Annotated in this window: 18 protein-coding genes; 15 read left to right on the forward strand and 3 right to left on the reverse strand. The window is 46.6% G+C overall.

Translation table 11 applies throughout. The features are described 5' to 3' along the window. The first annotated feature begins 46 nt into the window (after positions 1–46). Entirely contained in the window at positions 47–3076 is a 3030-nt protein-coding gene (locus U5L75_03605; GenBank protein MDZ7726638.1) for a tail fiber domain-containing protein, read from the forward strand. A 258-nt stretch (positions 3077–3334) separates the two neighbouring features. Here the strand turns inward: U5L75_03605 and U5L75_03610 are convergent, their stop codons facing one another. The 3 genes from U5L75_03610 to U5L75_03620 all read right to left on the reverse strand — a co-directional run bounded on the left by U5L75_03610 (position 3335) and on the right by U5L75_03620 (position 5342). After that, entirely contained in the window at positions 3335–3823 is a 489-nt protein-coding gene (locus tag U5L75_03610) for a dihydrofolate reductase (GenBank protein ID MDZ7726639.1), read from the reverse strand. Beyond that, positions 3820–4647 carry a thymidylate synthase gene (locus tag U5L75_03615; GenBank protein MDZ7726640.1) on the reverse strand — a complete coding sequence of 276 codons (828 nt, stop codon included), beginning with the start codon at positions 4645–4647 and terminating at the stop codon, positions 3820–3822. The genes U5L75_03610 and U5L75_03615 overlap by 4 nt, the downstream gene beginning before the upstream one ends. 104 nt (positions 4648–4751) lie before the next feature. Beyond that, positions 4752–5342 carry a GGDEF domain-containing protein gene (locus U5L75_03620; GenBank protein MDZ7726641.1) on the reverse strand — a complete coding sequence of 197 codons (591 nt, stop codon included), beginning with the start codon at positions 5340–5342 and terminating at the stop codon, positions 4752–4754. A 370-nt stretch (positions 5343–5712) separates the two neighbouring features. Here U5L75_03620 and tuf point away from each other — a divergent pair, with 370 nt between their 5' ends. The 14 genes from tuf to rplX all read left to right on the forward strand — a co-directional run bounded on the left by tuf (position 5713) and on the right by rplX (position 12997). Beyond that, on the forward strand, positions 5713–6906 hold the full coding sequence (gene tuf / locus U5L75_03625) for an elongation factor Tu (protein MDZ7726642.1): 1194 nt from the start codon (positions 5713–5715) through the stop codon (positions 6904–6906). Between the two features lie 20 nt (positions 6907–6926). After that, positions 6927–7301, forward strand: a complete 375-nt coding sequence (gene rpsJ / locus U5L75_03630; protein ID MDZ7726643.1) for a 30S ribosomal protein S10 — start codon at positions 6927–6929, stop codon at positions 7299–7301. A 105-nt stretch (positions 7302–7406) separates the two neighbouring features. After that, positions 7407–8024, forward strand: a complete 618-nt coding sequence (gene rplC, locus U5L75_03635; GenBank protein ID MDZ7726644.1) for a 50S ribosomal protein L3 — start codon at positions 7407–7409, stop codon at positions 8022–8024. 2 nt (positions 8025–8026) lie between these two features. Beyond that, positions 8027–8695, forward strand: a complete 669-nt coding sequence (gene rplD / locus U5L75_03640) for a 50S ribosomal protein L4 (GenBank protein ID MDZ7726645.1) — start codon at positions 8027–8029, stop codon at positions 8693–8695. Between the two features lie 2 nt (positions 8696–8697). Then, the gene (gene rplW / locus U5L75_03645; protein MDZ7726646.1) at positions 8698–9099 is read left to right on the forward strand and encodes a 50S ribosomal protein L23; all 402 of its coding nucleotides are present in this window, start codon (positions 8698–8700) and stop codon (positions 9097–9099) included. 24 nt (positions 9100–9123) lie between these two features. Further along, positions 9124–9969, forward strand: a complete 846-nt coding sequence (rplB, locus tag U5L75_03650) for a 50S ribosomal protein L2 (protein MDZ7726647.1) — start codon at positions 9124–9126, stop codon at positions 9967–9969. Between the two features lie 47 nt (positions 9970–10016). Continuing rightward, positions 10017–10346: a 30S ribosomal protein S19 gene (gene rpsS / locus U5L75_03655; GenBank protein MDZ7726648.1), complete on the forward strand. Its 330-nt coding sequence runs from the start codon at positions 10017–10019 to the stop codon at positions 10344–10346. A gap of 14 nt (positions 10347–10360) precedes the next feature. Next, positions 10361–10696, forward strand: coding sequence for a 50S ribosomal protein L22 (gene rplV, locus U5L75_03660; protein MDZ7726649.1), 336 nt, complete (start codon positions 10361–10363; stop codon positions 10694–10696). Positions 10697–10702: 6 nt separating this feature from the next. Continuing rightward, positions 10703–11377: a 30S ribosomal protein S3 gene (rpsC, locus tag U5L75_03665; protein MDZ7726650.1), complete on the forward strand. Its 675-nt coding sequence runs from the start codon at positions 10703–10705 to the stop codon at positions 11375–11377. Between the two features lie 11 nt (positions 11378–11388). Continuing rightward, entirely contained in the window at positions 11389–11805 is a 417-nt protein-coding gene (gene rplP / locus U5L75_03670) for a 50S ribosomal protein L16 (protein MDZ7726651.1), read from the forward strand. A gap of 10 nt (positions 11806–11815) precedes the next feature. Continuing rightward, positions 11816–12001 carry a 50S ribosomal protein L29 gene (rpmC, locus tag U5L75_03675; GenBank protein ID MDZ7726652.1) on the forward strand — a complete coding sequence of 62 codons (186 nt, stop codon included), beginning with the start codon at positions 11816–11818 and terminating at the stop codon, positions 11999–12001. Positions 12002–12010: 9 nt separating this feature from the next. Next, positions 12011–12271 carry a 30S ribosomal protein S17 gene (gene rpsQ / locus U5L75_03680; protein ID MDZ7726653.1) on the forward strand — a complete coding sequence of 87 codons (261 nt, stop codon included), beginning with the start codon at positions 12011–12013 and terminating at the stop codon, positions 12269–12271. A gap of 25 nt (positions 12272–12296) precedes the next feature. Continuing rightward, positions 12297–12668 carry a 50S ribosomal protein L14 gene (gene rplN, locus U5L75_03685; GenBank protein MDZ7726654.1) on the forward strand — a complete coding sequence of 124 codons (372 nt, stop codon included), beginning with the start codon at positions 12297–12299 and terminating at the stop codon, positions 12666–12668. 17 nt (positions 12669–12685) lie between these two features. Further along, positions 12686–12997, forward strand: coding sequence for a 50S ribosomal protein L24 (gene rplX, locus U5L75_03690; protein ID MDZ7726655.1), 312 nt, complete (start codon positions 12686–12688; stop codon positions 12995–12997). Positions 12998–13005 lie beyond the last annotated feature (8 nt).

The raw sequence follows: 13005 nt of genomic DNA on the forward strand, positions 1-13005 counted from the left end.
TAACGTCTACTCAGCCCTGTAGCGTGCTAAAATATACTAGTGTAATATGAAAAACTTCATAAAAAGACCCCTGCCTTTTCTGCTGGTTATCCTGGCTGGATTTAGCTTAGCTGTCACTGCTTTAATAGCCGCTCCTCCGGCTTCAAAATACTCTCCCGGTGAGACTCTAGACCCTACCTGCGCGCCCGGAGACACCAACTGTAGCGTTGAGACCAACGATGTTTCTTCCAGTACAACTGATGATCTATCAGAAGGATCGAGCAATCTCTACTACACCGAAGCGCGCGTCTCCGCCAACTCTGACGTCGCGGCCAATACCACTAGCAGGCACAATGCCCTTTCACTCGGTGGTTCTCTGGACTATCTATCACTAACCGGACAAACCCTCACCCTCAACGAGATAGATGTAGGAACAGACACCAACTTAACTGCCGGCAGTGGTGTTTCTCTTTCCAGCGGCACACTTGACGTTGACACCTCGGGCATAAACGTAGGCGACCTTAACACTAATTTCACTACAGGCTCCATCCCGTTCTCCAACGGAACGAACCTTACCCAAGACAACACCAATCTGTTTTGGGATGATACGAATGACAGATTAGGACTCGGCACCACGTCACCCGCCGCCCTCCTAGACCTAGCCGGAGCCTTATCCATCAGAGAAATGTCAGCACCATCCACCGCACCGTCAGGACAGGGAAGAATATACTTTGACTCAAGCTCTAACACCTTCCAGGTGTCAGAAGACAGCGGAAGCTACGTAGATCTCGTTAACGCAGGCGGAGACATAGCTGGATCTGACGGAGCTGTCCAATTCAACTCTTCCGGATCCTTTGGCGCCGACGACGCCAACTTCTTCTGGGATGATACGAATGACAGACTAGGACTAGGAACAAGCTCACCCTCAGCTCGTCTCCACTCCCTCTCCACGACAGAACAACTCCGTCTCGGCTACGATGTATCCAACTACCTCTCAGCCACCGTCGGAAGTACCGGCTCCACCACACTCGCACTAACGGGAACCTCACCTGAGTTCACTTTCTCCCAACTAACCAACTTCTCCGCGGGAGTGAACGTAAACGCCGAGACCATCACCGACTTCACCGGCACCGGCCTCACGCTCTCCACCAACGCTCTCACCGTAGACCAAACCGACCTTGACGTAGGAGGCTTCTCTACGTCGCTTACCGCTGGCTCCATCCCATTCTCCGACGGATCGAACCTTGCGCAGGACAACGCTAACTTCTTTTGGGATGACGGGAATAACCGTCTAGGAATTGGTACTGCTGTACCTAATACTGCACTAGATGTTGGCGGTCAAATAACTGTTTCAGGTAATCCTGCCATACTGGGTGATAACGGTTCGCTTTCCTTTACGGGTACTACATGGATCAGGTCCGACAGCGGTCAAGGGGTAGCCCTTAGGGATAGTGCTAATAATGATGTTTTGTTAGCTGAGGAAGACGGTGATGTGATAATGAATCGAGGCAACGTCGGCATCGGGACGACGGGGCCGGGGACTAAGTTGGAAATAAATGACGAACGATGGGAAGATCTGGGGGGAGTTAAGTGGCAACAGTATTTTGGTACAAATTCTACAGGAGAAATGACCAGCGGAGATGGGCTTGGTATAAAGTTTGGAGCGGAAGGTTTCTCAGGGCAAAAAGCTGCGGGCATTGCTGCTGTTTCACCTAATAACAATTATGCGAATTATATGGATTTGACGTTTTATACAGGCACTGAGTCTGTATTTACTGAAAAGATGCGTGTTGATTACACAGGCAACGTCGGCATCGGGACGACGAGTCCTAGTGCGAAGTTGGACGTGAATGGCGCTACTCATATTAGCGGCAGAGTTGGCATAGGCACGACAAATACAAGTTTTGGTTCTATAGAGATAGGCAATGATGGCTCTACTTCCGGCATAGCTTTTAATGATGGTACAGGCACTTCCTTTAGAATTTATAGAAGTTCTAATATTGCTCATTTAAGTAGGGGAAGCACTTCGGCAATTGCAATTGATTCCACAGCCGATGTCGGCATCAAGACGGCGAGTCCCAGTTACGATTTAGAAGTGAACGGAAGTGCGGCCAAACCCGGAGGTGGATCATGGACAGACTCCTCGGACGAACGACTCAAAACCAATATCCAAGAGGTAGACGGAGCCCTGGACAAACTCACCAAACTCAACCCGGTAACCTACGAGTGGAAGAACCCGGACCTACACGGCAACGTCGCCTCGGCCGGAGGTTTCCTCGCCCAAGACGTGAGAGAAGTATTTCCAGAATGGGTAAGTAAACACGACGTTGATGGCGCCGACGCAGATCTCGTCGGCGAAGACGGACAAGCCTATTCTCTCCAGCTCCCATTCACCTTTAACGCCTATGTGGTGAGCTCGATCAAGGAGCTTGATCTGAAGGTGGATTCTATAGCAGATATGGAAAGTGAATTAGGAGAGTCCTTTCTCGATAACCTTATATCCGCGCTTGAGGAAAAAGTGGTTGCGGTGAAGGAGCTCATTGCGGACAGAATATCTACAAAAGAAATATGCTTACGTGACGAAACAGGCGAGACGTGTATAGATAGAGACGAGCTTGATCGATTGTTAGAAGGAAACAGCCAAACAGGATCCGCGAGAAATACGGATAGCTCAAACAACGACGAAGGTGAAAGTGAAAGCAACGTCGATGACTCGGGTGGAAATAGCGAAGAATCTGACGGTGCCGAAGGAAGCGAATCTCCGGAAGAAGAAGGTGATAGCGATAATGGCGAGAGCGAAGAAGAGGGAAACTCCGAAGATGGCTCGGGAGAAGAAAATGAAGAAACAGGTCTGAGTGGAGAAGGTGAGGAAATAGAGGATGATGACGGCACTTCAGAAGAGGACGGAGCAGAAGAAGAAAGTGGTAACGAAGAAAACACGCAGGGGTCTGATCCAGAAACCGAAGACGAGTCAAGTACACAAGAGGGTGGTACAGACGGCACAGAAACCACAGATAGCACAGAGGAGAGTAGCGATGAAGAAAGTGATGCAGAGGCAAACGATTCGGGAGAAGAAAGTGGTACGTCAGAAGAATAGCAGCAAACGTGTCAACCTGCCAGGTTGACTGATTTGGCTGAATGAACAACTTCGGAAGTTACTCAAAGTAATACTTATAAATTCTCCCTAGGTTAAACCTAGGGAGAAGGGGGTGGTACACCCGAAGAGAGGAGTGATGGGGCGGTAAAATGTCAACCTGGGAGGTTGACATTTAGGAAGCAAACGATTCTTAAGAATAATAATCTAATAGAAAAATCCCCGGCTGAAAGCGAAAAACAGCTCGGGGATGTATAGTGACTATTTTCTTTCTAGCGTCAAGAAAGTGAAGTTGTATCCGTTTTCTGACCCCTCCTCTTTCTCTACTAATCTGAATTCTTTTTCGTTGAAATTCGGGAAGAAAACATCTCCTTCGAATTCTTCCTCGATGATCGTAAGGTACAAACGATCGGCTTTGTGCAGTGTGGCTCGGTAGACCTCCTGTCCGCCGATGATGAAAACCTCATCACTGCCTTCGTTCTCTCTGGCTTTACTTATGGCTTCACTCGGAGTGCGAGCGACGGTAAAGTTACGTCCGTTGCCGTACATTTCGCCTGAAACCACGATGTTCGTTCTATTGGGAAGTGATCGCCCAATAGATTCGTAAGTTCTCCGCCCCATTATTACTGGGTGCCCGGTAGTCAGTCTTTTGAAGCGCTTAAGGTCAGAGGGAATATTCCACGGCATACGGCCGTCTTTTCCCAGTACTCGGTCTTTTTTCGTGAACGCGGCTATGATATTCAACGTCATACCACCATTTCTGCCTTAATCGGCGGATGATGCTCGTAGTCGACGAGCTTAAAGTCATCCATAGAGAAGCCGTCGATTTCTTTGACTTCCGGATTGAGCCAAAGCTTGGGAAGGGGGAGCGGTTCTCTTTTCAATTGCTCCTCCACTGCCTCGAAGTGATCGTGGTAGATGTGGGCGTCATTGATCGTGATCGCCAATTCATCCGGCTCTAGGTTGCAAACTTGAGCAACCATAGAAAGAAGCAAGCCATAGCTTGCTATGTTGAAAGGAACGCCAAGGAACATATCTCCACTGCGCTGTGTCATCGCAAGCGAGATCTTGCCGTTACTTACGTAGAACTGAAAGAGCATATGGCAGGGAGGCAATGCCATCTTGCCGGTCTCCGCCGAATTCCACGCCGTTACGACATGTCGCCTGTTGTGGGGGTTGTTTTTGATCGACTCCAATACGTCTTTTAGTTGGTCGATCTCACCACCTTCCGGATCTCTCCAGCTTCTCCACTGAACACCATAAATACGCCCGAGATCTCCCGGGAATTGCGCTTTTGGTTGCCAGTAGTCAGCTTCGGCGTTAGCCGTCCAGATGGTTTTATCTTTGCCCGCGATCTCTTTGAGTCGATTATCGTCGTTTGATCCTTCTAAAAACCAAAGCAACTCTGAGGCTACCGCCTTGAATGCCAGCTTTTTAGTCGTGAGGGCGGGGAAAGAATCTCGGAGATTCGCTCGGAATTGAAGCGCGAAAAGAGAACGTGTGTTGCCATTCCTGCCATCTCTGTCTTCTCCGTTTTTGTATACGTCCTCGAGCAGGTCTAAGTATCTTCTCATGATTCCTCCTTCTTATTAATTTCCTCTTCTATTGTACAGAACCGAGTAGGAAAAGAAAAATTCCCTGTTTTTTCGGGTCGGTTTAGAAAATAAAAAACTTCCCGTTAAGTTAAACGGGAAGTTCGCTTGGACTTCTTTTCCTTTATGAGCATGTTGTCTGCTGCAATGTAGATCGCCTCTAGGCTGTGCAATCCTTTGGGAACGAACACGAATCCGTAAGAGAAACCAAAGCAGTGGTCAATTTCCCCATCGAATTCATTTTGAAAGTATTGGCTGGCGGTTTTGGAAAAAAGGGCGGCAATTCGTTTGAATATCTTCCTGACCTCTTTTTCTGTATTCTCCATTCCCTCAGTTGTGAGTGCCAAGACGAACTCGTCGCCTCCGTACCTGCCTACCAGGTCTTCACGCTTTATGTTGTGCTCGAATGCTTTTGCAAGCAGTCGGATCAACATATCACCGTAAACGTGCCCGTGGCGGTCGTTGACGATCTTCAGACCGTCCATATCGACCATGCAGATCACTTGAGATTGCCTGCGAAGTTTCTCGCGTACCTTTTCTTCCCAAGGTTTGCGCCGAAGGACGCCTGTCAGGTCGTCCCTTTCGAGCTCCTCGATCCTACTTTCGAGGATACCTATCTCAGACTTTAGACTTTTTACTTTATTTTCAAGCAGTTCTTTCTCCAGATCTTGGATCATTTAAGTCCTTCTCCTTTTTTTTTCGTATCGAGAGAATTTTTCTCTGAGTTTTCTTTCGGGGCAGGGCTTTGTCTCTAGCTATTATTTAGCCATATTTTTTCGTATAAGTCAATGTAATTTGAATTTAATTTAGATAAAATAATTTTTCTTGACTTCTAATAGAGCTTTCGCTAGTATACCTCTAACGCGTATGTAGCGCTGTTTTTGTTTGCTGTTATTTGGTATAATAGCAGGCGTTACCTAGCGGGTAATTCGTAAAATTATTAGAAGAAAGCTAAATAGTGTAGAAAGGCTAGTCACGCTCACGCATTATCCTCTCTACATTATTAGATTAAAACGAGTTAAATTAACTCAAAATAAATAAAACGTTATGGCAGAAGAATTTGATAGGAGTAAACCACACGTCAACGTAGGTACCATCGGACACGTTGACCACGGTAAGTCAACTCTTACCGCAGCAATTACACACACCCTTCATATGAAAGGACTTGCCAAGAAGCAAGTTTCAGTGGAGGACTTGGACAAAAGTCCAGAAGAAAAGTCTCGAGGTATTACTATCTCGATTCACCACTCTGAATACGAATCAGAGAATAGGCACTACGCTCACGTAGATGCTCCCGGACACGCCGACTATATTAAGAACATGATCACTGGAGCCGCACAGATGGACGGCGCCATTCTTGTTGTAGCGGCTACGGACGGAGTTATGCCACAGACTCGCGAACACATCCTTCTCGCGAAGCAGGTTGGTGTACCTAAGATCATAGTATTCCTTAACAAGTGCGACATGGTTGAGGACAATGATCTAGTTGACCTCGTAGAAGAAGAGGTGCGTGAGCTCCTTACCGAACAAGAATTTGACGGAGAAAACGCTCCTATTGTTCGAGGTTCCGCTTTGAAAGCACTCGAAGCTGATTCCGAGGATGATGAATGGGTACAAAAAATACTAGAGCTAGTAAGCGCTCTTGATGAATACATTCCTACCCCCGAGAGAGAAACTGACAAGCCATTCCTTATGCCGGTTGAAGACATCTTCTCGATTGAAGGACGAGGTACGGTTGTAACCGGTAGAATTGAAAGAGGAGTAGTAAAGGTAGGAGGAGAGATCGAAATTGTCGGACTCAAAGACACCCAAAAGACCACAGTTACCGGTGTAGAAATGTTCAACAAACAGCTTCAAGAGGGAATGGCTGGTGACAACGCCGGTATCCTTCTTCGCGGATTGAAAAAAGACGATGTAACTCGCGGTCAAGTACTCGCGCATCCGGGCTCTGTTACTCCGCACGATGACTTTGAAGCTGAAGTATATATCCTCAACAAAGAAGAAGGAGGACGTCACACGCCTTTCTTCACCGGATACAAGCCGCAGTTCTATATCAGAACTACGGACGTAACCGGAGATGTTACTCTGCCGGAAGGAACCGAGATGGTTATGCCGGGAGATACCGTTACCTTCAAAGTTAAGTTGGTAGCGCCGGTAGCTCTCGAAGAGCAACAGCGTTTCGCTATCCGAGAGGGTGGCAAGACAGTTGGAGCCGGAGTTGTAACCAAGATCAACTCGTAAGATAGACACTTATCCTATTTATGGCAGAGTCAACCAAAACAAAAAAGGAAACCAAAGAAGGAGCAAAAAAAGGAGCTAATCCGGAAGGCGTGGAGCGATTGCGGATCAAAGTACAAGCGTACGAATCCAAAATTCTTGATAATTCGGTCCGCCAGATAATCGATACCGCGGTACGTTACGACGCAAAAGTTCGCGGTCCGGTTCCTCTGCCTACCAACACCAAGAAGTACACGGTCAATCGTTCTTCGTTCGTACACAAAGACTCGCGTGAGCAATATGAAATGCGAACGCACCGCCGACTTATTGACATTCTCGAGCCGTCGGGTAAGGTGATCGAAGCATTGACGAATCTTTCGCTCCCGTCTGGTATTTCCATCGACGTAAAGATGATCTAGAGCGAGCGGTCTGGTTTGTTCAAACTTATTGCGTAAACCTTACTTTTCTCTAAAAGTGCCTGATTTTTGATAGATCTTTGATCTATCGCTTGGCTAATACAGAAAATAATGAAATTTATCCTAGGAACAAAAGAAAATATGACTCAGCTCTTTCTCGAGAGTGGGAGCATGACACCTGTTACGGTCATCAAAGCTGAGCCGGCGGTGGTTACTCGCATTCGTGAGAAAGATCGAGACGGGTATGTAGCCGTGCAGATCGGCTCAGGAGAGAAAAAAGAAAAGAACATCTCCAAGCCGGAAAAGGGTCAATTCAAAGGGTTGGGTAACTTTCGTTATTTAAGGGAGTTTAGACTGCCCGAGTCGGAGGAAGTAGCGGTAAAAGAAGGTGATAGTGTTTCACTGGATCAGTTTGAGACCGGTGACAAGGTTCGTCTCACCGGAGTTAGCAAAGGTAAGGGCTTCCAAGGAGTTGTGAAGCGACACAAATTTGCCGGTGGACCTCGAAGTCACGGTCAAAAGCACTCGGAACGAGAAGCGGGATCTATCGGAGCAACCGGTCCACAGCGCGTACTCAAGGGTACCAAAATGCCCGGACGAATGGGATCTGACACGATCACCGTTAAGAAAGCTTCGGTTGTGAAAGTTGACACGGATAATAATTTGATTTATGTAAAGGGAGCCGTCCCCGGACGCAAGGGAACCCTTATTAAGATAACTGCATAGGTATGAAAGCGGATATTTATACAGCCAAAGGAGAAAAGAAAGGTAGCGCGACTTTACCAGAAGAGATCTTCGGACTTCCTTGGAACGCCGATTTGGTGCACCAGGTAGTTACTTCCATACAGTCAAACAGACGCACTCCCGTAGCACACGCCAAAGGAAGAAATGAAGTCCGAGGTGGTGGAGCCAAGCCTTGGCGCCAGAAAGGCACCGGAAACGCGCGACACGGTTCAATCCGTAGCCCTCTTTGGATAGGCGGTGGGGTTACACACGGCCCGCTAAAGGGGAAGGACTACACAAAGAAGATCAATAAAAAGATGAGGTCGAAAGCTCTCTTTACCATTCTCTCGAGGAAGCTCGTCGATGGCGAGATCGTTTTTCTCGAGTCTTTGTCCGAGTTGGACTCAGAAGGAAAAACCAAAGAAGCAAAGAATATAGTGGATACATTGTCCAAGGTGAAAGGGTTAGAAGGAATTTCTCGGAAAAAAGGTAATGCTGCGCTCATAGCGTTGGGAGACGCGTCCGCTGAAATAAAGCGAAGCTTTAAGAACATTCCTACGGTAAGTGCCCACGAAGTAGAGAATCTGAGCGCGCTTGACGTGTTGAATTACAAGTATATAGTGATCACTGATCCTGAGAGATCTATAGAATTTCTCAAGAGTAAAAACAATTAATTATGCCTTTGTTTGGACGAAAAGCGAAAACTGAAGAAAAGGACAAGAGTGCGACAGAAGTAGACAAAACTGAGGCAAGTAAATCTCAGAGTAAGGATAGTGCTGTACTCCAGCCGGTCCTAAATTCTTTTAACCCAGGGTCGGTTATCCTCCGTCCTCACGTTACCGAAAAAGCGGCTATAGCCACCGACGACGGGGTATATGTTTTTGTGGTCGCTGAAGACGCGAACAAGCACAAAGTTCGTGAAGCCGTCAAGCAAACGTACAAAAAGACACCGCAAAAAGTAAGGATCGCCCGAAAAGCCGACAAGCAAGTACGTCGTCGTGGCGGAATGGGTGTCAAAAAGGGGCTGAAAAAGGCCTACGTGTATATGAAAGAAGGGGAAACGCTTGATATTCTTTAAATATTTTAAGTTTGTATTTTAATTATGAAATCCTATAAACCAACCAGTCCAGCTCGCCGACATATGACCGTAGTTTCAACCGGGAAGGTTTTGAGTGGAGCCAAGCCCGCCAAGAAATTGACAAAAGGTTATAAGCGATCAGTTGGACGCAATCATCAAGGGCGATTAACTTCACGGCACAAAGGCGGTGGACACAAGAGAAAAACTCGCGAGATCGACTGGATTTTTGATAAGCACGACATTCCGGCAAAGATCGAGTCTTTGGAATATGATCCAAACAGAAGCGGATTTATTGCTCTAGTGGTTTACGCAGATGGAGAGAAGCGGTACATCCTGGCACCCAAAAACGTGAAGGTCGGCCAGGATCTTGTTGTCTCAAAGGATGCACCAATAAAGGCGGGCAACAGGACCATGCTTTCACGAATGCCGGTTGGTACTTTTGTCTACAATATAGAAATAAAGCCAAACCAGGGCGGCAAGTTGGTCCGTTCAGCGGGTAATTACGCCGAGGTCATAGCAGTAGAGGGTGATTACGTGAGTTTGAAAATGCCATCAACAGAGGTAAGAAAGGTATTGGGTCGCAACTTTGCCACCGTTGGAGAAGTTTCGAATCCGGAACATCGTTTGCGTACTGTTGGTAAGGCCGGTAGGTCGCGACATATGGGAGTTCGACCGACAGTTAGAGGTTCCGCTATGAATGCTGTCGATCACCCTTATGGTGGCGGTGAAGGAAGAGCCGGACGCGGAATGCGTCGAGCAAAATCCAAGTGGGGCAAGCCAACCGGTCTGGGGCAGAAAACGCGTACCCCTAAAAAGTATTCCGATAGATTGATCATAAACAAGAGAAAGTCTAAGAGGCGCTCAAAATAGGTCTTATTTGACATAAGCACCTCTTTTCTATAGTATTTGCAAACGTTATGACACGATCACTTAAAAAAGGACCATATGTAGACGAAAAGCTCCTCAAGAAAATCGAGGGGAAGAAGCCGTCTGATGTCAAAGTAGTAAAAACTTGGGCTCGGAACTCTCAGATATCTCCGGAGATGGTAGGGTTTACATTTGGTGTACATAACGGGAAAGATCATATAGAAGTTCTCGTTACGGAAGAAATGGTCGGTCATAGACTTGGCGAATTCGCTCCAACGCGCAAATTCTACAGGCACGGAGGTAAGATGCAGAAAGAGCTTGAAATAAAGAAACGCGAAGCCGAGATCGCGGCCGCCAAAGCGGCTAAAGCCACGGAGTAAAGTAAGTTTGACTGATGAATATGAAAGCAAATCTAAAAAACTACAGACAATCTCCCCGCAAAGTCAGACTTCTAGCTGATTTGATTCGTGGTAAGCGGGCGGACGAAGCGCAGAGAACGCTTGAGTTTACGCCCAAGCGAGCCAGTCAGACACTAAATAAATTGATAGATTCGGCAGTAGCTAACGCGCGCCACAATGATAATAAAAAGCCGGAAGATCTATATGTGAGCGAAGTTCGCGTAGACGAGGGTTTCACTCTTAAAAGATTCCGTCCGCGAGCTAGGGGTCGGGCAACTCGGCTCAGAAAACGCACTTCGCACATATATCTAACGCTTGACGAGAAAAAATAGAATTTTATGACACACACTGTACACCCATACGCACATAGAATTGGAATTATCCGTGATTGGAAATCACGCTGGTTCGGTTCAAAGAAATCATATCCCGAGTATTTGCGCTCGGATGTGGTTATTCGTGAGCACCTTGAAAAAAAGTTGCGTGGGTTGTATGTTTCTTCAGTAGATATTGAGCGCAGTGAAAAAGTTCTTCGCGTAATAGTAAAAACTTCACGCCCCGGTCTTATAATAGGCCGAAACGGAGAAGAGATACAAAAGCTAAAAACATCTTTAATAAAAGCTCTACGGAAAGCAGAATCTAATATTCCCGAAGAAGTACGAATTGATGTCGAAGAGATCAAATCTCCTGAGTCCGACGCCGGCATAGTAGCGGAGATGGTACGTGAAGGACTTGAGCGCCGTCTGCCGTTTCGACGTGTGTTGAAACAGACAGCAGATAAAGTAATGGCGAATCGAAACGTTCTGGGCGTTCGTATTCGCGTAGCCGGTCGTCTTGGCGGAGCTGACATGGCAAGAACTGAAGAAATAATGAAGGGTCGAGTTCCTCTTCAGACTTTTCGCTCAGACATTGATTTCACCGAGACTCGAGCCGGAATAGCCCAAGGAACGCTTGGTATTAAGGTCTGGATATATCGCGGTGAGGTATTTGAAGAAGATAAAGAGAGCTCACGATAATTAATACGCTTATGTTATTCCCTAAGAAAGTAAAGTTCAGAAAGTGGCAAAAACAGCGCAAGCACCCTGAGAAAACGGGAGTGGCTAGCCGTGGAATAGACATTGATTTTGGTTCTCACGGAATGAAGTCGGTGGATTATGGGCGAATCCGATCTTTTCAAATAGAAGCGGCGCGAAAGATTATATCGCGAACTATCGGCAAAACAGGGCGTATGTGGATCCGTGTTTTTCCCGACCGACCCTATACCGAGAAACCACCCGAGGTAGGTATGGGTAAAGGTAAAGGCGATCCGCAGGGGTATGAATTCGAAGTTACTCCGGGGCGCGTTCTTTTCGAAGTAGACGGAGTTACCGAAGAAGTAGCGCGAGAAGCGCTTCGTAAAGGAGCAGCCAAATTACCGGTAGCTATAAAAATTGTTGCTCGCTAGTATTATGAAAATGAAAGAAATACAAAAAAAGAAAGACAACGATCTGAAAAAGCTTCTTTTAGAGAAGCGCGAGGAACTGCGGGAATACCGTTTTGGCGCGACCGGGAGCAAGGCCAGCAATACGAATCTTGGAAATCAGATAAAAAAGGATGTGGCTCGTATTCTAACGGAGATAAACGCCAGAGCTCAGAAATAAACTAAACGTATGGAAAAGACAAAGGAACAAACAAATAAAAGAAACAAAACCACGCTAAAAGGCACGGTAGTTTCGGACAAAACGAAAGACACGGTAGTGGTTTTGGTTAATCGTTATGTAAAGCATCCAAAGTACAAAAAGTATATGAAGATAGGCAGGCGTATTAAAGCCGCGGACGTAGGTAATACGCGCTCGGTTGGAGATACTATCTTTATAGAAGAATGTGCTCCGATATCCAAAGATAAGCGTTTTAAGGTGATCGATAAGTAGAAGTCACCTATTTAGCAAAAATATTATGATTCAGACTCAAACACTCGTAAAAATAACAGATAACTCAGGCGGAAAGATCGGCCGTGTGTTCAAGATACTCGGTGGGTCAAAGAAGCGATACGCACAGATAGGTGACGTTGTTGTTTTGTCGGTGCAGTCAGCGGAACCACGCAAGCAAGTCAAGAAAAAAGATGTTTTGCATGCCGTGGTTGTAAGACAAGCCAAACCAATGCGACGTGATGATGGATCATATATTCGCTTCGATGAAAACGCGGTGGTGGCAATCGAGAAAGGCGGCAAGGAGCCTCGCGCTGGACGTGTCTTTGGGCCTATTCCACGCGAGATATCCGAAAAAGGATTTCAGCGTATCGCTTCGCTTGCCCCAGAAGTACTCTAGTGATAAACTCATCCTCTATGAAGATCAAGAAAAACGACAACGTTACAGTGGTTTCAGGAAAAGATAAAGGAGTAACCGGAAAAGTTACAGAGGCTTTTCCTCGTCGAAACAAAGTTGTCGTTGAAAGTGTAAACGTGGTGAAGCGTCACGCTAAGTCGAGCAAAAAAGGGGAAAGTGGGGAGATAATTGAGAAATCTCTACCGATCGACGTTTCCAACGTAATGCTACTCGATCCAAAAGAAAACAAACCGACAAGAATAGGCTACTCTACGAACAAGGAGGGCAAAAAGGTCCGCGTGGCGAAAAAGAGCGGCCAGAACATAGACTAATTTAGATA

Source organism: Candidatus Campbellbacteria bacterium, assembly GCA_034521025.1.
Classification (GTDB): Bacteria; Patescibacteriota; Minisyncoccia; order Phycocordibacterales; family JAXHMZ01; genus JAXHMZ01.

What these genes read in the sequence shown, in the direction of transcription:
- U5L75_03605 (MDZ7726638.1), top strand. Translation starts at nt 47, where the DNA reads ATGAAAAACTTCATAAAAAGACCCCTGCCTTTTCTGCTGGTTATCCTG.
- U5L75_03610 (MDZ7726639.1), bottom strand. Translation starts at nt 3,823, where the DNA reads ATGACGTTGAATATCATAGCCGCGTTCACGAAAAAAGACCGAGTACTG.
- U5L75_03615 (MDZ7726640.1), bottom strand. Translation starts at nt 4,647, where the DNA reads ATGAGAAGATACTTAGACCTGCTCGAGGACGTATACAAAAACGGAGAA.
- U5L75_03620 (MDZ7726641.1), bottom strand. Translation starts at nt 5,342, where the DNA reads ATGATCCAAGATCTGGAGAAAGAACTGCTTGAAAATAAAGTAAAAAGT.
- tuf (MDZ7726642.1), top strand. Translation starts at nt 5,713, where the DNA reads ATGGCAGAAGAATTTGATAGGAGTAAACCACACGTCAACGTAGGTACC.
- rpsJ (MDZ7726643.1), top strand. Translation starts at nt 6,927, where the DNA reads ATGGCAGAGTCAACCAAAACAAAAAAGGAAACCAAAGAAGGAGCAAAA.
- rplD (MDZ7726645.1), top strand. Translation starts at nt 8,027, where the DNA reads ATGAAAGCGGATATTTATACAGCCAAAGGAGAAAAGAAAGGTAGCGCG.
- rplW (MDZ7726646.1), top strand. Translation starts at nt 8,698, where the DNA reads ATGCCTTTGTTTGGACGAAAAGCGAAAACTGAAGAAAAGGACAAGAGT.
- rplB (MDZ7726647.1), top strand. Translation starts at nt 9,124, where the DNA reads ATGAAATCCTATAAACCAACCAGTCCAGCTCGCCGACATATGACCGTA.
- rpsS (MDZ7726648.1), top strand. Translation starts at nt 10,017, where the DNA reads ATGACACGATCACTTAAAAAAGGACCATATGTAGACGAAAAGCTCCTC.
- rplV (MDZ7726649.1), top strand. Translation starts at nt 10,361, where the DNA reads ATGAATATGAAAGCAAATCTAAAAAACTACAGACAATCTCCCCGCAAA.
- rpsC (MDZ7726650.1), top strand. Translation starts at nt 10,703, where the DNA reads ATGACACACACTGTACACCCATACGCACATAGAATTGGAATTATCCGT.
- rplP (MDZ7726651.1), top strand. Translation starts at nt 11,389, where the DNA reads ATGTTATTCCCTAAGAAAGTAAAGTTCAGAAAGTGGCAAAAACAGCGC.
- rpmC (MDZ7726652.1), top strand. Translation starts at nt 11,816, where the DNA reads ATGAAAGAAATACAAAAAAAGAAAGACAACGATCTGAAAAAGCTTCTT.
- rpsQ (MDZ7726653.1), top strand. Translation starts at nt 12,011, where the DNA reads ATGGAAAAGACAAAGGAACAAACAAATAAAAGAAACAAAACCACGCTA.
- rplN (MDZ7726654.1), top strand. Translation starts at nt 12,297, where the DNA reads ATGATTCAGACTCAAACACTCGTAAAAATAACAGATAACTCAGGCGGA.
- rplX (MDZ7726655.1), top strand. Translation starts at nt 12,686, where the DNA reads ATGAAGATCAAGAAAAACGACAACGTTACAGTGGTTTCAGGAAAAGAT.